At 74.1% G+C, this 21,238-nt stretch carries 20 protein-coding genes; 7 read left to right on the forward strand and 13 right to left on the reverse strand.

Annotation, left to right across the window (positions count from 1 at the left end):
* Positions 1-40: 40 nt before the first annotated feature.
* The 6 genes from ACWGKI_RS12670 to ACWGKI_RS12695 all read right to left on the reverse strand — a co-directional run bounded on the left by ACWGKI_RS12670 (position 41) and on the right by ACWGKI_RS12695 (position 6,870).
* Positions 41-1,825 (reverse strand): ATP-binding protein, encoded by a 1,785-nt coding sequence (locus tag ACWGKI_RS12670; protein ID WP_380242175.1) that lies wholly within the window; start codon positions 1,823-1,825, stop codon positions 41-43.
* Positions 1,826-2,014: 189 nt separating this feature from the next.
* Entirely contained in the window at positions 2,015-2,662 is a 648-nt protein-coding gene (locus tag ACWGKI_RS12675; protein WP_452187409.1) for a Maf family protein, read from the reverse strand.
* 55 nt (positions 2,663-2,717) lie between these two features.
* Positions 2,718-3,644, reverse strand: coding sequence for an AEC family transporter (locus ACWGKI_RS12680; RefSeq protein WP_452187411.1), 927 nt, complete (start codon positions 3,642-3,644; stop codon positions 2,718-2,720).
* A gap of 30 nt (positions 3,645-3,674) precedes the next feature.
* Positions 3,675-5,432, reverse strand: a complete 1,758-nt coding sequence (locus tag ACWGKI_RS12685) for a DUF885 domain-containing protein (protein WP_452187413.1) — start codon at positions 5,430-5,432, stop codon at positions 3,675-3,677.
* A 67-nt stretch (positions 5,433-5,499) separates the two neighbouring features.
* Entirely contained in the window at positions 5,500-5,721 is a 222-nt protein-coding gene (locus ACWGKI_RS12690; RefSeq protein WP_380242183.1) for a DUF6458 family protein, read from the reverse strand.
* A gap of 102 nt (positions 5,722-5,823) precedes the next feature.
* Positions 5,824-6,870 carry a LacI family DNA-binding transcriptional regulator gene (locus tag ACWGKI_RS12695; RefSeq protein WP_452187415.1) on the reverse strand — a complete coding sequence of 349 codons (1,047 nt, stop codon included), beginning with the start codon at positions 6,868-6,870 and terminating at the stop codon, positions 5,824-5,826.
* A gap of 248 nt (positions 6,871-7,118) precedes the next feature.
* Here ACWGKI_RS12695 and ACWGKI_RS12700 point away from each other — a divergent pair, with 248 nt between their 5' ends.
* The 4 genes from ACWGKI_RS12700 to ACWGKI_RS12715 all read left to right on the forward strand — a co-directional run bounded on the left by ACWGKI_RS12700 (position 7,119) and on the right by ACWGKI_RS12715 (position 12,033).
* Positions 7,119-8,111, forward strand: coding sequence for an ABC transporter permease (locus ACWGKI_RS12700; protein ID WP_452187417.1), 993 nt, complete (start codon positions 7,119-7,121; stop codon positions 8,109-8,111).
* Positions 8,108-9,058: a carbohydrate ABC transporter permease gene (locus tag ACWGKI_RS12705; protein ID WP_452187418.1), complete on the forward strand. Its 951-nt coding sequence runs from the start codon at positions 8,108-8,110 to the stop codon at positions 9,056-9,058. The genes ACWGKI_RS12700 and ACWGKI_RS12705 overlap by 4 nt, the downstream gene beginning before the upstream one ends.
* Positions 9,059-9,121: 63 nt before the next feature.
* Positions 9,122-10,768, forward strand: a complete 1,647-nt coding sequence (locus ACWGKI_RS12710; RefSeq protein ID WP_452187420.1) for an extracellular solute-binding protein — start codon at positions 9,122-9,124, stop codon at positions 10,766-10,768.
* A 71-nt stretch (positions 10,769-10,839) separates the two neighbouring features.
* Positions 10,840-12,033 (forward strand): glycerate kinase, encoded by a 1,194-nt coding sequence (locus tag ACWGKI_RS12715; RefSeq protein WP_452187422.1) that lies wholly within the window; start codon positions 10,840-10,842, stop codon positions 12,031-12,033.
* A gap of 24 nt (positions 12,034-12,057) precedes the next feature.
* Here the strand turns inward: ACWGKI_RS12715 and ACWGKI_RS12720 are convergent, their stop codons facing one another.
* Genes ACWGKI_RS12720 through ACWGKI_RS12735 form a run of 4 tightly spaced genes read right to left on the reverse strand, consistent with a single transcriptional unit; the run spans position 12,058 to position 15,101 of the window.
* Positions 12,058-12,627, reverse strand: coding sequence for a hypothetical protein (locus ACWGKI_RS12720; RefSeq protein WP_380242195.1), 570 nt, complete (start codon positions 12,625-12,627; stop codon positions 12,058-12,060).
* A complete protein-coding gene (locus ACWGKI_RS12725) occupies positions 12,624-12,890 on the reverse strand; it encodes an acyl-CoA carboxylase epsilon subunit (RefSeq protein ID WP_380242198.1) in 267 nt (88 codons plus the stop codon). The genes ACWGKI_RS12720 and ACWGKI_RS12725 overlap by 4 nt, the downstream gene beginning before the upstream one ends.
* Positions 12,887-13,459, reverse strand: coding sequence for a hypothetical protein (locus tag ACWGKI_RS12730; protein ID WP_452187424.1), 573 nt, complete (start codon positions 13,457-13,459; stop codon positions 12,887-12,889). Before ACWGKI_RS12730 ends, ACWGKI_RS12725 begins: the two co-directional genes overlap by 4 nt.
* Before the next feature lie 25 nt (positions 13,460-13,484).
* Positions 13,485-15,101 carry an acyl-CoA carboxylase subunit beta gene (locus tag ACWGKI_RS12735; RefSeq protein WP_380242203.1) on the reverse strand — a complete coding sequence of 539 codons (1,617 nt, stop codon included), beginning with the start codon at positions 15,099-15,101 and terminating at the stop codon, positions 13,485-13,487.
* Positions 15,102-15,245: 144 nt separating this feature from the next.
* On the opposite strand from ACWGKI_RS12735, the gene ACWGKI_RS12740 reads away from it, so the two are divergent.
* Both ACWGKI_RS12740 and ACWGKI_RS12745 read left to right on the forward strand, forming a co-directional pair.
* Entirely contained in the window at positions 15,246-16,121 is an 876-nt protein-coding gene (locus ACWGKI_RS12740) for a biotin--[acetyl-CoA-carboxylase] ligase (protein ID WP_452187426.1), read from the forward strand.
* Between the two features lie 19 nt (positions 16,122-16,140).
* Positions 16,141-17,199 (forward strand): adenylate/guanylate cyclase domain-containing protein, encoded by a 1,059-nt coding sequence (locus tag ACWGKI_RS12745; protein WP_452187428.1) that lies wholly within the window; start codon positions 16,141-16,143, stop codon positions 17,197-17,199.
* Positions 17,200-17,212: 13 nt separating this feature from the next.
* Here the strand turns inward: ACWGKI_RS12745 and ACWGKI_RS12750 are convergent, their stop codons facing one another.
* Complete coding sequence (locus tag ACWGKI_RS12750; RefSeq protein ID WP_452187430.1) at positions 17,213-18,001, reverse strand: SOS response-associated peptidase; 789 nt, start codon at positions 17,999-18,001, stop codon at positions 17,213-17,215.
* Positions 18,002-18,093: 92 nt separating this feature from the next.
* Here ACWGKI_RS12750 and ACWGKI_RS12755 point away from each other — a divergent pair, with 92 nt between their 5' ends.
* The gene (locus ACWGKI_RS12755) at positions 18,094-19,323 is read left to right on the forward strand and encodes a multidrug effflux MFS transporter (protein ID WP_380242211.1); all 1,230 of its coding nucleotides are present in this window, start codon (positions 18,094-18,096) and stop codon (positions 19,321-19,323) included.
* Between the two features lie 113 nt (positions 19,324-19,436).
* On the opposite strand, the gene ACWGKI_RS12760 is transcribed toward ACWGKI_RS12755, so the two are convergent.
* Complete coding sequence (locus ACWGKI_RS12760; protein ID WP_380243380.1) at positions 19,437-20,792, reverse strand: permease prefix domain 1-containing protein; 1,356 nt, start codon at positions 20,790-20,792, stop codon at positions 19,437-19,439.
* On the reverse strand, positions 20,792-21,175 hold the full coding sequence (locus tag ACWGKI_RS12765; protein WP_380243381.1) for a PadR family transcriptional regulator: 384 nt from the start codon (positions 21,173-21,175) through the stop codon (positions 20,792-20,794). The genes ACWGKI_RS12760 and ACWGKI_RS12765 overlap by 1 nt, the downstream gene beginning before the upstream one ends.
* Positions 21,176-21,238: the final 63 nt, after the last annotated feature.

A 21,238-nucleotide genomic window follows, 5' to 3' on the forward strand; every position in this document is an offset into this window, starting at 1 on the left:
CATTCGGCCCGCATGAGGATCAGGTCAGCACGCACGATGCTCAGTCGACGATCTCGCAGATGACGGCGCCGGCCGTGACGGTGGCGCCGGGGGCGGCGGACAGCGACCGGACGGTGCCGGCCCGGTGCGCCAGGAGCGGCTGCTCCATCTTCATGGCCTCGAGCACGACGACGAGGTCGCCCTCGGCCACCTGGGCGCCGTCCTCGACGGCGACCTTGACGATGGTGCCCTGCATCGGGGACGCGAGCGTCTCGCCGCTCGCCGCGGCGGACGCGCGGGCGCCCTGGCGGCGGGTCGGACGGCGCGCCGCGTTGGCGCGCCGGGCGCGTCCGGCGGCGACGCCGAGGCCCGCGGGCAGCACGACCTCGAGCCGGCGCCCGCCGACCTCCACGACGACGCGCTCGGCGAGCTCCTCGGACGGCTCGTCGGCGTCGGGCGCGGGGGTGGGGGCGGGCGCGAGGGAGCTCAGCTCGCCCGCGAAGTCGGTCTCGATCCAGCGCGTGTGCACGCGGAACGGGCCGTCGGCGGGGACGAAGTCGTCGGACTCCATCACGGCGCGGTGGAACGGCACGACGGTGGGGATGCCCGCGACCTCGAGCTCGCGCAGCGCGCGGCGGGCGCGCTGCGCCGCCTGCGCACGGGTGGCGCCGGAGACGATCAGCTTGGCGATCATCGAGTCGAACGCGCCGGAGATCGTGTCGCCCTCGACGACGCCGGTGTCGACGCGCACCCCGGGACCGCTCGGCCAGCGCAGCGTGCTCACGGTGCCGGGCGAGGGCAGGAAGCCTGCGGCAGGGTCCTCGCCGTTGATGCGGAACTCGAAGGAGTGGCCGCGCACGGTCGTGGAGTCGTAGCCGAGGGGCTCGCCGGCGGCGATGCGCAGCTGCTCGCGCACCAGGTCGATGCCGGTGACCTCCTCGGTGACCGGGTGCTCGACCTGCAGCCGGGTGTTCACCTCGAGGAAGGACAGGGTGCCGTCGGTGCCGACGAGGAACTCGCACGTGCCGGCGCCCACGTAGCCCGCCTCGCTGAGGATGGCGCGCGACGCGCGGTCCAGCTCGGCCTCCTGCTCCGGGGTGAGGAAGGGCGCGGGCGCCTCCTCGACGAGCTTCTGGTGCCGGCGCTGCAGGGAGCAGTCGCGGGTGGACACCACGACGACGTTGCCGTGCGCGTCGGCCAGGCACTGCGTCTCGACGTGCCGCGGGCGGTCGAGGTAGCGCTCCACGAAGCACTCGCCGCGCCCGAACGCGGCCACGGCCTCGCGCACCGCGGACTCGTACAGCTCGTCGATCTCGTCGGCGCTGCGGGCGACCTTGAGGCCCCGGCCGCCGCCCCCGAACGCCGCCTTGATCGCGATGGGCAGCCCGTGCTCGGCGGCGAAGGCGTGCACCTCGTCGGCGCCCTGCACGGGGTCGGGCGTGCCCGGGACCAGCGGGGCGCCGGCGGCCTGCGCGATGTGCCGCGCGCTCACCTTGTCGCCGAGGGACTCGATCGCCGCGGGCGGCGGGCCGATCCACACCAGGCCGGCGTCGAGCACCGCCTGCGCGAACTGCGCGTTCTCCGACAGGAAGCCGTAGCCCGGGTGCACCGCGTCCGCGCCGGAGCGCCGTGCGACGTCGAGCAGCTTGGCGACGTCGAGGTAGGTGTCGGCGGCGCGCTGGCCCTGCAGCGCGAAGGCCTCGTCGGCGAGCCGGACGTGCAGCGCGTCGCGGTCGGAGTCGGCGTAGACGGCGACGGAGGCGATCCCGGCGTCGGTGCAGGCACGGGCGATGCGGACGGCGATCTCGCCGCGGTTCGCGACGAGGACCTTGCTGATGGTGGGCACGGCTCACGGTAACGCGTGCTCCGTCGTCGTCCTGCACCTGCGGGCCGCCCGCGCAGAAGTCTGTGCCCGGTGCCAACGGCGATCCGGGCCGTTTGGAGGGATCCCACATGGACCTGGGGCATGACGGGTGTCGGACCTGCTCCCCGTTGGTGGTTTCGACAGCCCGGCCGCCCGGCGGGGGTGCGGTCGTCAGTCGCGCAGGTGGCGCCAGGGCACGTCCAGCTCGCCGAGGAGCTCGCGCAGCAGCGGGAGGCTGAGCCCCACCACGCCGTGGTGGTCGCCCTCGACCCGCTCGACGTAGGGGCCGCCGAGCCCGTCGATCGTGAAGGCGCCCGCCACCTCGAGCGGCTCGCCGGTGGCGACGTAGGCGTCGATCTCGTCGTCGTCCAGGTCGGCGAAGTGCACGGTCGTGGCCGACGACGCGCCGAGGGTCGCGCCCGTGCCGCCGTCCTCGTCGTCCCGGAGGTCGACCAGCCAGTGACCGGTGTGCAGCACGGCGGCGCGGCCGCGCATGGCGCGCCAGCGGCGGCGGGCGTCCGCGGCGTCGGCGGGCTTGCCGACGACCTCCCCGTCGAGCTCGAGCATGGAGTCGCACCCGAGCACGAGGGCGGACACGTCGTCCTCCACCTGCCGGCTCACGGCCTCCGCCTTGGCCTGCGCGAGGACGAGGACGGCGTCCGCGGGCTCCAGGTCGTCCTCGGCCCGGCCCCGTGCGGCCGCGAGCACGGCGGGCTCGTCGACGTCGGAGACGACGACCTGCGGGGTGACGCCTGCCGCAGCCAGGGTGGCCAGGCGGGCGGGGGAGCGGGAGGCGAGCACGAGGCTGACGGTAGGCACGGTCGCACCCTACCCACCGGGACCCACCGTGCCGGCCTGCGGAGCGGGGACCGGGTCAGCCCGTGTGCAGCAGCAGGCTCGACACGAGCAGCACGACCGGCGACGCGATCGTGGTGACCAGGACGGTGTCGCGCGCCAGCATCTCGCCCGTACGGAAGCGGGCGGCGTAGTTGTACACGTTCTGCGCGACCGGGAGGGCGGCGAGCGTGACCGCCGTGGCGACCTGCGCGGCGTCGAGCCCGACCACGTACCGGGCCAGGACGAACGCGACGGCCGGCATGACGACCGCCTTCAGGGTGGCTGCCACGACCACCGCCGACCGTCCGCCGGGCTGCTGGAACGGGCGCGCGCCGTGCAGCGACATCCCGAAGGCCAGCAGGATCATCGGCACGGCGGCGCCGCCGAGGATCTCCAGCGGGGCGAGCACCGGCGCCGGCACGCTCCACCCGGTCACGGAGACCACCGCCCCCGCCAGGGAGCCGAGGATGATCGGGTTGCGCACCGGCTGGCTGAGCACGAACCGCACCGACACCCGCCCGGACGTCTGCGCGTCCAGCACGAGCAGCGTCACGGGCGCGAGGACCAGCAGCTGCAGCAGGATCACCGGGACGACGGCGGCCGGGTCGCCCAGCACGTAGACCGCCACCGGCAGGCCGATGTTGTTCGCGTTGACGTACCCGGACGACACCGCCCCGATCGTCGCCTCCGCGGCCGGGCGGCGCAGCCACAGCAGGTTGAGGACGACGAACGCCCCGGCCATCGTGACGGCCGCGACGGCCTGCACGAGCAGCGGGGCCTGGAACAGCTCGCCCACGTCGGCCCGTGCGATGACCGTGAAGAGCAGCGCCGGGCTCGCGACGAAGAACCCGATCCGGTTGAGCGCGGTGCCGGCGTCGGGCCCGCCGAGGCGCAGGCGCGCCGCGACGTACCCGACGCCGATGACCACGCCGATGATCGCGAAGCCGGTGAGGATGCCTTCCATGCGGGGCCGGGCGCCTGGGGGGCCCCGCCGTCAGGCGCGGGGGTCGCGGAGCGCGCCGGTCAGCACGTCGAGGCCCACCGAGCCCAGGCTCAGCGCCTGCGCGTGGAACTCCCGCAGGTCGAACTGGGTGCCGCGGGCGGTCGCCGCGGCCCGGGCGTCCTCGCGCGCCTGCTCCCACAGCCGCTGGCCCACCTTGTAGGAGGGCGCCTGGCCGGGCCAGCCGAGGTACCGGTTGAGCTCGAAGCGCACGAACGACTCGGGCATGTTGACGTTCGCCCGGAGGAACGGCCACGCCTTCTCCGCGTCCCAGGTGCCCCCGCCCCACGCCTCGGGGGCCTTCTTGCCCAGGTGGACGCCGATGTCGAGCACGACGCGGGCGGCGCGCATGCGCTGCGCGTCGAGCATGCCGAAGCGGTCGCCGGGGTCGTCGAGGTGGCCGAGGTCCGCCATGAGTCGCTCGGCGTACAGGGCCCACCCCTCGCCGTGCCCGGAGACCCAGCACATGAGGCGGCGCCAGGAGTTGAGCGTGTCGCGCGCGACCACGGCGGCGGCGCACTGCAGGTGATGGCCCGGCACGCCCTCGTGGTAGACGGTCGTCTTCTCCCGCCAGGTGTTGAACTCGGTGACGTCCGCGGGCACCGACCACCACATGCGGCCCGGCCGCGAGAAGTCGTCGCTCGGCGGCGTGTAGTAGATGCCGCCGGTCTGCGTGGGGGCGATGCGGCACTCGATCGTGCGCACGGGACCCTCGATGTCGAAGTGGGTGCCGGCGAGGTCCTCGATCGCGGCGTCGGCGGTCTCCTGCATCCAGCGACGCAGGGCGTCCGTGCCGTGCAGGGTGCGGGCCGGGTCGGCGTCGAGCGCGGCCACGGCGTCCTCGACGCTCGCACCCGGACCGGCGATCTGGCGCGCCACCGCCTCCTGCTCGGCGACGATCCGGGCCAGCTCGTCCAGGCCCCAGGCGTACGTCTCGTCGAGGTCGACCTCGGCGCCGAGGAACTCGCGGGAGAAGCGCGCGTACCGGTCGCGGCCCACGGCGTCGGCCTCGGGGGCCTGGGGCGCCAGGTCGCGCTCCAGGAAGTCGGCCAGGCGGCCGTACGCGGCGCGGGCGGCGTCCGCGCCACGCTCCAGCTCGGCCCGCACGAGGCTGCAGGCCGCGGAGTCGTCCAGCACGGCGGCAGCGTCCTCGCCGCGCACCAGCCCGCGGAAGAAGGACTCCTCCCCGGCGAGCTCGCGCGACTGCGACACGCCCTCGCGCACCTGGCGGATCGCGGCGACCTGGCCCCGGCGGGCGGCCTCCGTGAGCGAGGCGACGTAGCCCTCGACCGCGTCGGGGACCGCGTTGAGCCGGGCGGCGACGTTCTCCCACGCCTCCACCGAGCCGGTGGGCATGAGGTCGAACACGTCACGCAGCTCCTGCACCGGCGACGCGATGTTGTTGAGGCTGGCGAGCGGCTCGCCCGCCTCGTGCAGCTCGAGCTGGAGGCCGACCCGCTCGCGCATCGCCGCGAGGGTGACGCGGTCGACGGCGTCGAGCGGGCCGCCGGCGCGCTCCGCGGAGTCGAGCTCGCGCAGCACCGCGCGGTCGCTCTCGGCGCGGGCGTCGTGGCCGGCGGGGGACAGGTCGGTCATGAGGTGGTCGAACCCGGACAGGCCGATCGACGTGGCGAGCAGCGGGTCGAGCTCGGCGGAGCGCGCGACGTACGCGTCGGCGACGGCGTCGACGGCGGAGGGCGTGCGCCCCGTCCCACCGGACGGGGTGCTGGAGGTCGGGGTGTGCTGAGTCACACGCCGCAGCCTAGCCCGGCGGGCCAGGCTGCGGCCGCCGGCGGGCGCCGACCGTCAGCGCCGCCCGTCAGACCGGCGGGGGAGTGCGGTCGTCGTACCGCTCGACGCGGTGGCTGGTGTGGGTGCGCTGCCGGTTCTGGACGAGGCCGAGGATCAGGGCGAGCACGCCCGCTCCGATGCAGATGTACCCGACGATGTTCAGGTTCACGACCTCCCACGTGTCCGGGGCGATCGCGAAGGCGAGCACGGCGCCGACGACGATGAGGAAGATGCCGAGTCCGATTCCCATGAGCGTGCCTCCGTTCCTGGTGCGCGGCGGTGTCCGACGCACCGCTCACCCCGATCATGTCGAGCACGGCTCCTCCTCGCGCGTCCTGCGCTGCGTCGTCGCCTATCGGGCGGACGCCTCGCCGCCGCGTCCGTCGCGGACCGGGCCGGTCGACCCGCGCCAGATGATGGTGTTGAGCGGGTCGCTGGGTGGGTCCGGGGTGGGCTCTCCGCGCAGGGTCGCGACCATGCGTGCCATGGCCGCACGACCCAGCCGGTGGTGGTCGACCTGGACGGTCGTGAGGGTCGGCTCGAGGTAGGCGCCGAGCTGCTGGTTGTCCCAGCCCGTGACGCTGAGGTCCCCGGGTATCGACCACCCGCGCTCGCGCGCTCCCTGCACGACCCCGCCCGCGACGGTGTCGGAGGCGGCGACGACGGCCGTCGGACGGTCCTCCGCGGGCAGGGCGTGGACCGCGGCGCGGCCGGAGGCGGCCGACCAGTCGCCCTCGTGCACGAGCGCCGGGCCGAGGCCGAGCCGCTCGACCGTGGCGACGAAGACGTCGCGGCGCCCCCGGGCGGACGCGAAGTCCAGCGCACCGGTCACGTGCAGGAACCGCCGGTGGCCGAGGTCCGCGAGGTGCTCGACGAGCTCGGCGACGGGTGAGCCGTCGGCGAGCTCGCCGACGCCCCGGAAGCTCTCGTCGTAGTCGGCCGACGCGACGATGGCGGCGCGCGCTGGCACCCGGTGCTCGGACGCCGGCGGCAGCGGGGCGAGGGCGAGGACACCCTCGACCTGGCCCGAGTCCGCGAGCTCCAGCACGCGGTCGAACCGCTCCGCGGCCGTCCCCTCCACGGTCAGGGCCTCGATCGTGTACCCGTGCTCGTGCGCGACCTCGATGACGCCGCCGAGGATCTGCGGAGGGCCGTAGGTCGCCACGGCGGGCAGGAGGACGGCGACCCGACCGCTGCGGCGCGTGCGCATCGAGCGGGCCGCGAGGTTCGGCCGGTAGTCGAGCTCCTGGATCGCGCCGGCGACGCGCGCCACGGTCTCCGGACGCATCCGCGGGTCGTCGCGCAGGTAGCGGGAGACGGTCTGGTGGGACACCCCGGCGGCCTTGGCGACCTCCCAGATCGTCGCGCGGCGCTCCTGCCCCGTGCGCTCCTCCGTCATGCCTCGTCCTCGCTGGTCATGGGGCCTCCTCGGCCTGGCGTCCGGTCATTCTGGCACGCCGCGCGACGCCGGGGCGCGAGGCCAGGTAGTTGCGGTGTGATCGATCACCTTCTACGGTGTCGGCCTGAAGTGATCGATCACTTTAGCATCGGTGCGCCGGCACGAGCCGAGGCCCTGACGCACACCGCTCGACGACGAGAGGACCGACCCATGGCACCACGCCCACCCCTCCGGCCGCGGAGGGACGGATGACGGCGCTCGAGGAGGCCACGACCCGGGACAGGCAGGGCACCGCGCCGTCCGCCGACGCCCCCGGTGCCCCGCGCCGGCCGCTGCCGTGGTGGCGCCGGATGGTGCGCGACCGGGCCGTGCTGCTCCTCGCCCTGCCGGCGATGGCCGTCGTCATCGTGTTCCAGTACCTGGCGCTCGGCGGCAACGTCATCGCGTTCCAGGACTACCAGCCGTACCTCGGCATCGGGCGCAGCCTGTGGGTGGGCCTCGAGAACTTCTCGATCCTCTTCTCCGGCGACCCCGAGTTCCTCAACGCGCTGCGCAACACCCTGGTCATCACGCTGCTGCAGACGGTGCTCGTCTTCCCCGCGCCGATCGTCCTGGCGCTGCTGCTGCACAGCCTCGTGTCCAACCGGGTGCGCCAGTGGGTGCAGTCGGTGCTGTACCTGCCGCACTTCCTGTCCTGGGTGATCGTGGTCGCGGTCTTCCAACAGGTGCTCGGCGGGGCCGGCCTCATCAACAACTTCCTGCGGGCGCACGGGTGGCAGCCGATCGACGTCATCGGCAACTCCGACGCGTTCTACGGGCTCGTGACCTCCCAGGTCATCTGGAAGGACACCGGCTGGGCGACCATCCTCTTCCTCGCCGTGCTCGCGGGGATCGACAAGTCGCTGTACGAGGCCTCGGCCGTCGACGGCGCCACCCGGTGGCGCCAGACCTGGCACATCACCCTGCCCGGGATGCGGCCGATCATCATCATGCTGCTGATCCTCAAGCTGGGGGACTCCCTCAGCGTCGGCTTCGAGCAGCTCCTCCTCCAGCAGGACGCCGTCGGGCTCGGCGTGTCCGAGGTGCTGGACACCTACGTCTACAACCAGGGCGTCGTCGGCGGGTACTGGGGCGTCGCGGCCGCCGTCGGGCTGGTCAAGGGCGTGCTCGGCCTCGTCCTGGTGCTCGTCGCCAACAAGGTCGCCCACCTGTTCGGCGAGGAAGGGGTCTACCGCGCATGACCATCACCCGAGAGCCCGTCGCGCCCGCCGCGCCCGCAGGCGTCCCGCCCCGCCGACGGCGCGCCGTCGTCGACGGCGTGGCGATGCCCGGCCCCGCCGAGCGGGCCGTCAAGGCCGTCGTCCTCACCGTCGCGTGCGCGGTGGTGATCCTGCCCTTCGTGGGGATCGTCTCGACCAGTCTCGCGACGCCCGAGCAGGTCACCCGGGCGGGCGGGTTCGTCCTGCTGCCCACGGGGATCGACCTCAGCGCCTACCGGATGATCTTCGCCGGGGGCGTCGTGACGCAGGCCCTGTGGGTCAGCGTCATGGTCACCGCCGTCGGCACCGCGATCAGCCTCGCCCTCACGACCACGCTCGGCTGGGCCCTGAGCCGGCGGGGCGCGTTCGGCGTCCGGGGGATGCTGCTCCTGGTGCTGGTCAGCCTGCTGTTCAACCCCGGCATGATCCCCAGCTACCTGGTGGTCCAGCGGCTCGGCCTGCTCGACAGCCTCTGGGCGCTGATCATCCCCACGTCGGTCTCGGCGTTCAACGTCGTCGTCGTCCGGGCCTTCTTCGTCCAGCTCCCGAACGAGATCATCGACAGCGCCCGCATCGACGGCGCCACCGAGTGGCAGCTGTTCCGCCGTATCGGCCTGCCCCTGTCGAAGCCCGTGCTCGCCGTGGTCGGCCTCTTCTACGGCGTCGGCTACTGGAACGCCTTCTTCAGCGCCCTGCTGTACATCTCCGACTCCAGCAAGTGGCCGCTGCAGCTCGTGCTGCGCACCTACGTGGTGGACGGGTCGCAGCTCGGCTCGCAGGACCTGGGCATCGACGCCTCGGCCCTGCCACCACAGACGTCCCTGCAGATGGCGATCCTCGTGGTCTCCGTCGTGCCGGTGCTCGTGGTCTACCCGTTCCTGCAGCGTCACTTCGCCAAGGGGATGCTCACCGGCGCCGTCAAGGGCTGACGCGCCCTGTCCCCACCCGCACCCGTCAGCGCACCGCCACCCGCTCAACGAGGAGTCCTTCGCATGATCCCCACCCCGCTCGCCGAGGCCCGGATGTCCCGCCGCAACCTGCTGCTCGGCGGCCTCGGCCTGGGCGCGTCCGCCATGCTCGGCACCGCCGCGTGCAGCAACGAGGGCCGCGGCGTCGCCGCGGTCTCCGCCGCCCAGAACGCCTCCGTGCTGCCGAAGTACATCCCCTACACCGGCGTGAAGATCGACATCAAGGGCACCCGGGGCGTGCCCGACACGATGCTCCGGTACCCGGCCAGCCCGAAGAAGGCGGCCTCCGGCCAGCCGGGCGACGGCGAGGACGTGTCGGTGTTCACGATGACCAACAGCCCCGTCCCACCCGCGCTGGAGAAGAACGAGTACTGGCAGGAGCTCAACTCCCGCCTCGGCTTCGCCCTCTCCGTCGCGCTCACGCCGTCCGGCGACTACAACGACCGCTTCCAGACCACGGTCGCCGGCGACCGGCTGCCCGACATCTTCTCCTTCTTCCCGGGCTCGGTCCCCGGCCTGCCGAGCCTCCTGCAGGAACGGGCGACCGACCTCACCGACCTGCTCGCCGGCGACGCCGTCGAGAAGTACCCCTTTCTCGCGAACATCCCCACCGAGAGCTGGCAGAACTGCCTCTACAACGGCAAGGTCATGGCGGTGCCGGTGCCGCGCGGCCCCGCCCAGAGCGGCGTGTTCTACGCCCGCCAGGACTGGTTCGCGTCCGAGGGCATCGACCCCCAGGTGAAGTCCGTGGACGAGTTCCACGCCCTGTGCCAGGACCTCACGGGCGGGAACACGTGGGCGCTCGGACGCGTGCCCCTCGGCTTCCTGCGGCAGATGTACGAGATCCCGAACGGCTGGTCGGACGACGGCGGCACGCTCACCAGCGCGAACCTGCACGAGGCGCAGGAGGAGGCGCTCGAGGCCGCGCGCAAGCTGGTGGCCGCCGGTCTCGTGCACCCCGACGGCGTGACCGCGCAGCAGCCGCAGCGCAAGACGTGGCTGGTGAACGGCACCATCCGGTTCCTCGACGACACGTTCAGCGCCTGGCCGGACTTCTCGAACTACCCGCTCGGGGAAGGGTTCGAGCTCGCGGTGGTGCCCCCGCCGCTCGCCGCGGGCGGCGGCACCGCAGGCATCCACCTGGGCGCGCCCGTCCAGAACGTCACGTCGATCAGCGCGAAGTCCGCCGACCGCGTCGAGGCCCTGCTGGACGTCATCAACTACCTCGCCGCCCCGTTCGGCACCGAGGAGCACCTGTTCAAGACCTACGGCATCGAGGGCGTGCACTACGAGCTCGACGGCACCGACCCGGTGCCGACGGAGAAGGGACGCACCGAGGTGCAGCTCGGCCTCAAGTACGTGGTCGAGGGGCCGTGGGTCAACTTCCAGGCCGGCGACCCGGACGTCGCGCAGGCCGAGCACGACGCCCAGACCGCCGTCGTGCCCACCGCCGTGAAGAACCCCGTGCAGGGCCTGTTCAGCGAGACCGACAGCCGCAAGGGCGGCCAGATCGGCGAGCGGCTCGGCTCGGTGGAGGCGGACATCCTCGCCGGGCGCAAGCCGGTCAGCGCCTGGAAGCCCGCCGTCGCCGCCTGGCGCAAGGGCGGGGGCGACACGATCCGCACCGAGTACGAGGCGGCGCTCGCGGACCGGAAGAAGGCGCAGGGCTGACCGGGCGCCGGGCGCGGGCGGTCGCGAGACGCCCGCGCCCACGCCCGCTCGAACGGCTAGCCTCGTCCTTCGTGCACGAGGACGTGAAGGACATCCCCGACCCGCAGGCCCGCCCCCTGAGCGTGGTGGTCGCGCCCGACTCCTTCAAGGGCAGCGCCACCGCGACGCAGGTCGCCGAGGCGCTCGCCGCCGGGGCCCGCACGGCCCTGGGGGAGGGCGCTCGCGTCCGCACCGTGCCGTTCGCCGACGGCGGCGAGGGCACGCTCGACGCGATCCTCGGGGCGTGGGGGGCCGAGGCCCGCACCTGCCCCACGTCGGACGCCCTGGGTCGCCCGACGACGGCTCGCTACGGCGTCTCCCCCGACGGTCGGACGCTCGCCGTCGAGGCCGCGGAGGCGTACGGGCTGCCCAAGGTCGCCGACGTGCCGCTGCGCGCGCTCGACGCGACCAGCCACGGCGTCGGCACCGTGGTCCTCGCCGCACTCGACGACGCCCCGGCGGCGCAGGAGGTCGTGCTGTTCGTCGGCGGCTCCGCCAGCACGGACGGCGGGGCCGGGCTGCTCACGGCGCTGGGCGCCCGGTTCCTCGACGCGTCCGGCCAGGCCGTGCCGGAGGGCGGTGGCGGGCTGCGGTCCCTGGCCCGCGTCGACCTGTCCGGCATCGACCCGCGCGCCCGCGGGCTGCGGTGGCGCATCGCGTGCGACGTCGACAACCCGCTGCTCGGCCCGCGCGGCGCGGCCGCCGTCTTCGGGCCGCAGAAGGGGGCGACTGCCGCCGACGTGGTCGCGCTCGAGGACGGGCTCGCGCGGCTGGCCGACGCGCTCGCCGGGTCCACCGGGCACGACGCGCGCGACCTGCCCGGCGCGGGCGCGTCGGGCGGGCTGCCCGTGGGCCTGTCCGCCGCGCTGGGGGCGGCGCTGGTCCCCGGCGGCGAGCTCGTCGCCGACGCCGTCGGTCTCGTGGGTGCGCTCGAGGGCGCCGACCTCGTGCTCACGGGGGAGGGGAGGCTCGACGAGCAGTCCCTGCACGGCAAGGTGGTGGACACCGTGGTGCGGCTCGTCGCCGGCCGGGCGGCGGTCGTCGTCGTCGCCGGGGGCGTGGAGCTCACGCCCGGGCAGGTCGCGGACGCCGGGATCGCCGCGGCGTTCTCGCTCGCGCCGGGACCGCGGACGCTCGCGGAGCTCTCCCGGGACGCCGTGGTGGAGCTGGAGCGCACCGCGGCGCACGCGTGCCGGCTGTTCGCCGCGGGACGCGCGTCCCGCTGAAGGCCGCGGCTGCGGCGTCGAGGCTCAGCGACCCCCGGCGCGCCGGCGCAAGGAGTCGGCCCAGCCGCGGTGGTACCGGGCCACGACCGTGTCCGTGCCCGGCGCCCACCAGACCGCCACGGGGTCGCCGTCGCGCGGCGGCAGCGTCTCGTCGTCCGTCGCGCGCACGAGGTACGAGAACGGCTGGTCGTCCGTGCCGTCGTCGGTCGGGTACGCGACGACGCCGCTGAGCAGCAGCCCGGACGACGTGCGCCGCTCCCGCACCAGGACCGAGCCGGTCACCGACCGTGCCCCGGCGGCGAAGGCGGCCGCGGACCGCTGCTCGACGCCCTGCCGCTGGTCGTCGCGATAGCGAACCAGCGCGGCGACGGCGGTGACCATCAGGCCCGCCAGCATCCCCATGAACAGCCACAGCTCGACCGGGCCCGACGGGTCCTCGATCGTGCGGCGCAGCACGTAGAGCGCGACGCTCACCACGAGCGCCGGGGCCCACAGCCAGCGGCGCAGCCAGCCCGGGGGCGGCGGTGCGGGGAACTCGTCCAGCGGGGCGTCGACGTCCTCGGCCCGGTCCACCTGCTGCCAGACGACACTCACGAGTGCAGGCTCCAGCGCCACGCGTCGGCGTTGTGACGGCCCCACCGGCCGCCGAAGCTCTTGGCCGTGACCCCGGCCCCGTTGCCGCGCACCGTGCGGGCGCGGTTGGTCCACTCCTCGACGGGCGTCTCGTCGTCCGGCAGGCCCGGCGCGGACGCGACGGCGGCGAGCCCGGCGACCAGCGCCGCGACCTCGACGTCGTCGGGCCGGCCGCGGACGACGCGCACCTCGCCGCCGGTCTCGCCCTGCCGCTCGCCGGTCATCGCGTGCCCCCCGGCTCGTCGCCGTCCTCGTCCGTGAGCTCGTCGTCGAGGTCGTCGTCGCCGAACTCCACGGCGGCGCCGCGCGAGGTGGCCCACTCCGCGACCTCGTAGCCGCCGTCGAAGAGCCGCTGCGCCACGTCGCCGCCGGCCTCGTCGAGCAGCTCCACCACGCCGTCGAGGGTGGCCGGCGCACCCGGTGCCGGGTCGGCCACGACGAAGCCGAGGTAGAACACCTCGGCCGGCACGGCCCCCTCCGGCGTGTCGTGCGCGTGCTCCGGCTCGTCGTCCTCGTCCGCCTCCCACACGGAGCTCGTGAGGTCGGGGTGCATGCCGAGGCTGTCGTGCAGCGCGTCGAAGACGGCGGCGTTGAGCTGCCCCACGCGGTTCTCCAGGGCGAGCACCCGCGGGTCCTCGTCGGCCTCCGCCGCACCGAACTCGGCGCGCACCCCGACCGCGGTCTGCACGTACTCGTGCAGCGCGGCCGCCAGCGCGTCGACCGCGCGGTGCATCGGTTCGGGGTCCGTCGACCCCAGGGGTGCAGGTCCGTGCGTGGCGTCCTCGTGGCTCATCAGGCGATTGTCCTCCAACCCGGACTCAGAGCGGAATGTTGCCGTGCTTCTTGGGCGGCAGGCTGGCGCGCTTGGTGCGCAGGGCGCGCAGCGCGCGCACCACCTGCACGCGCGTCTCCGACGGCCGGATGACGGCGTCCACGTAGCCGCGCTCGGCGGCGTCCCACGGGTTGACGATCGCGTCCTCGTACTCCGCGACCAGGCGCGCGCGCTCGGCCTCGACGTCGCCGCCCGCCTCCGCGACCTCCTTGAGGGCGGACCGCTGCAGGATGTTCACCGCGCCGGACGCCCCCATCACCGCGACCTGCGCCGTCGGCCAGGCGAGGTTGACGTCGGCGCCGAGCTGCTTGGAGCCCATGACGATGTACGCGCCGCCGTACGCCTTGCGGGTGATGACCGTGACCAGCGGGACCGTGGCCTCCGCGTACGCGTAGATGAGCTTGGCGCCGCGGCGGATGATGCCCTGGTGCTCCTGGCCGACGCCCGGCAGGAACCCGGGCACGTCGACGAACGTCAGGACCGGCAGGTTGAACGCGTCGCAGGTGCGGACGAACCGGGCGGCCTTCTCGGCGGCGTCGATGTCGAGCGTGCCCGCCATGGACAGCGGCTGGTTCGCGATGATGCCGACCGACTGGCCCTCGACGTGGCCGAACCCGATCAGCACGTTCTGCGCGAACAGGGGCTGCACCTCGAGGAACGAGTCCGGGTCGAGGACCGCCTCGACCACCGCGCGCATGTCGTACGGCTGGTTGTCGCTGTCGGGGACGATGACGTCGAGCGCCTCGTCCTCGGGCGTGACCTCCAGCACGGTCTCGTCCTCGGGCGGGAACGACGGCGCGTCGCCCAGGTTGTTCTGCGGCAGGTAGCCCACCAGGTGGCGCACGTAGTCGATCGCGTCGTCCTCGTCCGCGCCGAGGTAGTGCGCCACACCGGACGTCGTGTTGTGGGTGCGGGCGCCGCCGAGCGTCTCGAAGTCGACGTCCTCGCCCGTGACGGTGCGGATCACGTCCGGCCCGGTGATGAACATGTTCGACGTGCCGTCGGCCATCACGATGAAGTCCGTCAGGGCGGGGGAGTACACGGCGCCGCCCGCGCTGGGGCCGAGGATCAGCGAGATCTGCGGGACGACGCCCGAGGCGGCGACGTTGCGACGAAACATCTCCGCGAACTGGGTGAGCGCGGCCACGCCCTCCTGGATGCGCGCCCCGCCACCGTCGGAGATACCGATGATCGGCACGCCCGTGCGCAGCGCGAGGTCCTGCACCTTGGCGATCTTCTGGCCGTGCACCTCCCCGAGCGACCCGCCGAACACGGTGAAGTCCTGGCTGAACACGCACACCTGGCGGCCGTCGATCGTGCCGTGGCCGGTCACGACGCCGTCGCCGGCGACGCGACGCTTGTCGAGGCCGAAGTTGCGGCTGCGGTGCATGGCCAGCGCGTCCAGCTCGACGAAGCTGCCCTCGTCGAGCAGCGCCTCGATGCGCTCGCGGGCGGTCTTCTTGCCGCGGGGGTGCTGTCGCGCCTGCGCCTTCTCCTCGGCGTCGGCGACGGCCTCGGCGCGGCGTCGCTCCAGGTCGGCGAGCTTGGCGGCGGTGCCGGGGCGAGCCGCGGCCTGCTCCTGGGCGGTGGTGGCGTCGTTCACCCGACCGACCCTAGTTGGTGGGTTGCCACGCATCGATGCGCGACAGGCTGCGCCGGACCGCGATTCTTTGGAGGGACCCCACAACGTGTCGTCGCGGACAGGCGCCGGACAGGTGCCGGACAGGTGATGCGGCAGGATCGGGGCGTGAGCCGCGCCCCCCTGGACGTCCCCGCCCTGCGTCGCGACCTGCTCGCGCCGTCCGGCCCCCTCGCGCGGCTCGACGTCGTCGACGTCGCCGCCTCCACCAACACCGAGCTGGTGCAGGCCGTGCGGCGCGACCCGGGCGCGTGGGGCGCCCCCGCCGCGCTCGTCGCCGAGCACCAGCAGGCGGGCCGCGGCCGGGCGGGGCGGGAGTGGCAGACGCCCCCGCGCGCCGCGCTCACCATGTCGGTGCTGCTGCGCCCGCGGCTGCCGGGCGCCGCGCTCGGCTGGCTGCCGCTGCTCGCAGGCCTGGCGGTCGCGCGCACCCTGGAAGCGGCCGGGGTGGTCGGCGCCACCCTGAAGTGGCCGAACGACGTGCTGCTGCCCGCCGCGGACGACGTGCCCGGCCTCGGCCGGGCCAGGAAGGTGGCGGGCGTCCTCGCGGAGGTGGTGCCCGGGGTGCCCGGCCTCGCCGTCGTCGTCGGGGTCGGGCTGAACGTCGACCAGACGGCGGCCGAGCTGCCCGTGCCCACCGCGACGTCCCTCGCCCTGTCCCGACCGGTGTCCCGCCCTGGCGACGCTCCCGGTCGCGGTGCCTTGCTCGGCACCCTGGTGCGCGAGCTCGTCGGGCTCGCCGCAGCCCTCGAGGGGGCGGGCGGCGACGCCGCGGCGGCCGGGCTGGCCCGGCGGTACGCGGCGGCGTCGGCCACGCTGGGCAGGCCGGTGCGAGCCGAGCTCGCCGGGCGGGACGACGTCGTCGAGGGGACGGCGGTGCGTGTCGCGAGCGACGGCTCCCTGGTGATCGCGACGGCCGCGGGCGAGCGGGGCGTGACCGCGGGCGACGTGCACCACCTGCGCACCCAGCGGGGCACCAGGTGACGCTGGCTACAGTGGGGGCGTGACGAGCGACACCACCACCGGACCCGACCTGCCCACCGACGACGGGGCGCGGCGGTCCGGGGACACGGCGGCGCGGCTGGACGAGGAGATCCTCGGTGGTCCGCGGCGGTACACCCTGTCGGACCTCGTGGAGGGGACCGGCCACTCGCAGGAGTTCATCGAGAACTACTGGCGGTGGCTCGGGCTGCCCGTCACGCACCCGGCGGAGGTGGGGTTCACCGACGCCGACATGGAGGCGCTGCGCGAGATCGGCGAGCTCGTGGACACGGAGCGGCTGGACGAGCAGGCGCAGATGACGCTGATCCGCTCGCTGGGGCACACCACGGACCGGCTCGCGCTGTGGCAGGTGGAGGCGTTCGTCGAGCACCTCAGCCGGCGCGACGGCCTGGACGACGTGAGCGCCCGGCTCGCCGCCCTGGACCGCGTGCCCGAGATGGCCGACCGGCTCTCCCGGCAGCTCGAGCACGCCTGGCGGCGCCAGCTCGCCGCGCTCACCGGCCGGCTGGCCACCGAGTTCGGCGGCGCCCGCGGCACGCACGCCGCGCACGGCGACGAGCTGCCCCTGCCACGCGCCGTCGGGTTCGCGGACATCGTGTCGTTCACCAAGCGCACGGCGGGGCTGGGGTCGCAGGAGCTGTCGGAGTTCGTGCAGCTCTTCGAGTCACGGGCGCGCGACGTCATCACCGAGGCCGGTGGCCGGGTGGTCAAGACCATCGGCGACGCCGTGCTGTTCGTGGCCGACGACGTGACGACGGGGGCCGAGGTGGCGCTGGGGCTGGCCGCTCCGCACGCCACGGAGAAGGAGATCCCGGTGCGGGTCGGGTTCGTGTGGGGGCGCGTGCTCTCGCGTTTCGGCGACGTGTTCGGCTCCGACGTCAACCTCGCGTCGCGCATCACCGAGCTCGCCGAGCCCGCCACCGTGCTGGTGGACCCCCACACGGCGTCGCTGCTCGCGTCGTCGTCCCGCTACGCGCTGACCGCGCAGCCCGCGCAGGAGGTCCAGGGCATCGGCGAGATCACGCCGGTGCGGCTGCAGCGCGCCTACACCGGCGCCTGAGCCCGGGGGCGCACTACCTCGGGGTGGTGCCGACCACGTCCGGGTCCCGCGGGTCCGGGTCGGGGTCGATCAGCGACGGCCGGTTGTTCTGCACCGAGCCGACGGCGTCGCCGACGGGGCGCGTGGCCATGGCGACCTGCGGGCCGGTGACCAGACCCATGGCCTGCTCGGCGCCGACCGCGGGATCGAGCCACGCGTCCCACGCGGCGCGGGGGAGCACGACGGGCATCCGGTCGTGGATGCGCTCGAGGTCGGCCGACGCTGCCGTGGTGATCACCGTCGTGGACACGAGCCAGCGGTCCGGGTCGTCGTCCGCCTTCGACCGGTCGCGCCAGAACTCGTAGAGCCCGGCGAGCGCGGCGAGCCCGCCGTCGTCCGGGTGGATCCAGTACGGCTGCTTGGGCACCTTCGCCCGTGCCGGCGCGCCCTCCGGCAGCGCCAGCCTGCGCCACTCGTAGTAGCCGTCCGCCGGCAGCAGGCAGCGCCGGACGCCGAGCGGCTTCGCGAACGCCGGCTTGTCGAGCAGGGTCTCGGTGCGGGCGTTGATCATGCGCGCGCCCACCGACGGGTCCTTCGCCCAGGAGGGGACGAGGCCCCAGCGCGCGAGCTGCAGGGTCCGGGTGATCTCCCCTGTGGCGCCCCCCTCGAGCCGGCGCGGGCGCTCGACGACGATGCGCACGGGGTCGGTCGGAGCCACGTTCCACGAGGGTGGGAGGAGACGGGCGTCCTCGGCGATCTCGGCGAGCGCGAGGTCGTCGGCGATGTCCTGGGCGTCGCGGAAGGACGCGTAGCGGCCGCACATGGATCCATCGTGACGCATCCCACCGACAGTCCGGGGGCGCAGCCCCGACATTCCTCTGGGCACGGTCGTATCGTTTCGATAGCATGGGTGCCATGCCCGACGCCTCCGTGAGACTTCCGCGCGCCCGCTCTCCGTTCCGTTGGGTCCTCATGCTCGGTGCGCTCGCGGCCCTCCCGGCGTTCACCGTCGACATGTACCTGCCGTCCCTGCCCCAGGTGGCGGCCGACCTCGGCTCCTCGGCGTCGTTCGCGCAGCTCTCGGTCTCCGTCATGCTCCTCGGTGGCGCCCTCGGCCAGCTCACGATCGGTCCGCTGTCGGACCGCTTCGGGCGCCGGACGCCCCTGATGTGGGGGCTCGCGCTGCACGTCGTCACGTCGCTGCTGTGCGCCTTCGCCCCGAACATGACGGTGCTCGTCGGGCTGCGCCTGCTGCAGGGCTTTTTCAACGCCGCGTGCGGCGTCGCCTCGATGGCCGTCGTGCGAGACCGCTTCGTGGGGGCCGAGGCGGCGCGCATCCTGTCCCGCCTCATGCTCGTCATCGGCGTCGCGCCGATGCTCGCGCCGACGTTCGGGTCGGCCGTGGCGGCGGCCGCGAGCTGGCGCTGGGTGTTCGGCGTCCTCGCGCTCGCGGGCGTGGCGATGGCGGTCGTGGTGTGGCGGTTCATGCCGGAGACGCTGCCCGCCGTGCGTCGCCAGGCCGGCGGCGCGCGCAGCGTCTTCGCCGGCTACCGCACCCTGGTCCGGGACAAGCAGTTCATGGCGCTCGCCGTGATCCCGGGGCTCGGGCAGGCGGTCCTCATGAGCTACGTGGTCGGCTCGCCGTTCATCTTCCAGGAGGGCTACGGCCTGACCCACGGCCAGTTCGCCCTGCTCTTCGCCGTGAACGGTCTCGGGCTCGTGCTGTCCGCGCAGGTGAACGCCGCCCTGGTGCGGCGGGTCGCGCCGATCCGGCTGCTGCGGGCCGCGCTGGCGATCCAGGGGGTGGTCGGCGTCGGGCTGCTCGTGGTCGCGCTGACCGGCGCGGGCGGTCTCGTCGGCCTGCTCGCCGTGCTCTGGCTGGTGCTGGCCTTCCAGGGCCTCGTCCCCGCCAACGCGTCGGCGATCGCCCTGTCGCGGCACGGCGAGCGGGCGGGCACCGCCGCGGCCGTCATCGGCGCCGTGCAGTCCGGCATCGCCGGCCTGGTCTCGCCGCTGGTCGGGGTGCTCGGCGGAGACGCGGTGGCGATGTCCTGGGTGATGCTCGCCGCCCTGGCGTGCGCGCTGTCCGTGCTCGCGTTCGCCACCCCGGCCTTCCGCCGGGACGGCTGGGTCAAGCTGGCCTGAGCCGCCCCCCGCCCCCAGCCCCCGCCCCCGGCCCCCGGCACCCGGCCCGACGCCGAACAGGCGGTTGTACACCTTCTGACGCGTCAGTAGGTGTACAACCGCCTGTTCGGCCGCTACGCGAAGGCGAAGAGCGGGCCGAAAGCCACGACGACGACGGCCGCCCACACCGGGTAGGCCGGCAGGAAGCGCGTCTGCCAGCGGGTGAGCGCGCCGAACGACCGGCGGTCGCGCAGGAACCCGAGCAGCAGCCAGCCCGAGCGCGCCAGGTGCACGAGCAGCAGGAGGTTGAGCCCGAGGGCGGCCGCCTTATTGGGGCTGACGCCGAACTCGGCGATGCGGGTCAGCATCGCCGTCAGGGCGACGGCGTCCACCGCGAGGGCGGCGACGACGAGCGCCAGCTGCAGGGCGTCGAACCAGCCCGGGCGGGCGAGCGAGTCGCGCGCGGACACCGAGTAGAGCAGCAGGCACAGCACCAGCACGAGGATCGCGTCCATGAGGATGAGCAGGTCGCGGTCCGTGTCGGCGAGGTTGCCGGCCGTGAGCAGCACGACCAGCGTCACCAGGAGCATGACGAGCGTCAGCGGTGTGAACACACGGGTGAGCACCGGGGCGATGTTCTCCACGACGTCCTGCTTCGCCTCGACCAGCCATGCCCCGACGACGACGGCGCCCGGGACCGCGAAGGGCAGGATCCAGTTCTGCATCGCGGGTTCGATGTCCACGCCGACCAGGTTGAGGGTGGCCGCCGTGAGGCCCAGGAGCACCCCGCCGCCGATGGCGAGGAGCGTGACGTACACGACCAGCTCGCCGGTGAACCGTGCGAAGTCCATGCGCGGCTCCTCGGCCCGCCACCGGCCGCCCACGTAGGTGACGCCGACGAGCGCCCACAGCACGAGCGGGGCGTGGATCGCCGCCAGCAGCACGGTGGAGCCGCCGAGGTCGTACGGGTAGACGTTGAGCACCACGGCGAGCGCGGCGAACGGCACCAGCAGCCACAGCAGGACGCGCGCCGAGACGCGGCGCTTCCACGCGAAGTAGGCGGCGAGGAAGGGCGCGGTGAGCAGCGGCAGGTTGCGCACGAGCGCGGTGTCCTCGTGGATCGCGGCGAGGCCGATCTTCGCCGCGACGCCCGCCCCCACCGCGAGCGCGAGGACGACGGCGAGCTCGCGCCAGGTCGGGCCCGCGGCGCCCTCGGGGGCGTCGTCCGGCACGAGCACGAGCTGCTTCCACAGCCGTTCGGAGTGCTCGCGGGCGAACTCGCGGGAGACCGCGTCGAGGTTGCCCATGCGCCGGACCGCGACGAGGAACGCCTCGCCGTCGTCGAGCCCGGTGGCGGTCAGGTCGCTCACCTGCCCGCGCAGGTGGTCCTCCATCTCGTCGACGTCGGCGGCGGAGATGGCGCGGCGCCGCTGGACGTAGGAGCGCCACTGGTCGATCTGCGCCTCGAGGCGCTCGTGCTGCTCGGCCATCACGCCCACCCGTCCGCGAGCGCCGGGCGGGAGGCCGGGCCGGAGCCGGGTGCCTGGGCGGCTCGCCAGACGTGCTGGAGCACGTCCGCGACGACGGACCACTGCTGCTGCCGCTCGGCGAGGGCGTCCCTGCCTGCGGGGGTGATCGCGTAGTGCTTGCGGCGGCGGCCGGCCTCGGAGGTGCCCCAGGTCGCGACGACCAGGTCGAGCCGCTCGAGCCGGTGCAGCAGGGGGTACAGCATCCCGTCGGTCCACTGCATGCGGCCGCCCGACAGCTCGGTGACCCGCTTCAGGATGGCGTACCCGTAGGACTCGCCCTCGGCGAGGATGCCCAGCACGAGCGGGGTGGCGGACGCCGCCACCAGGTCTTTGTCGAAGCGCACGTGGGCTCCCGATATCTAGAAGTACTAGGGGTGCTGAACCTAGCAGATCTAGGGGTGTGACAA

The sequence above is a fragment of the Isoptericola sp. NPDC055881 genome, from assembly GCF_053615895.1.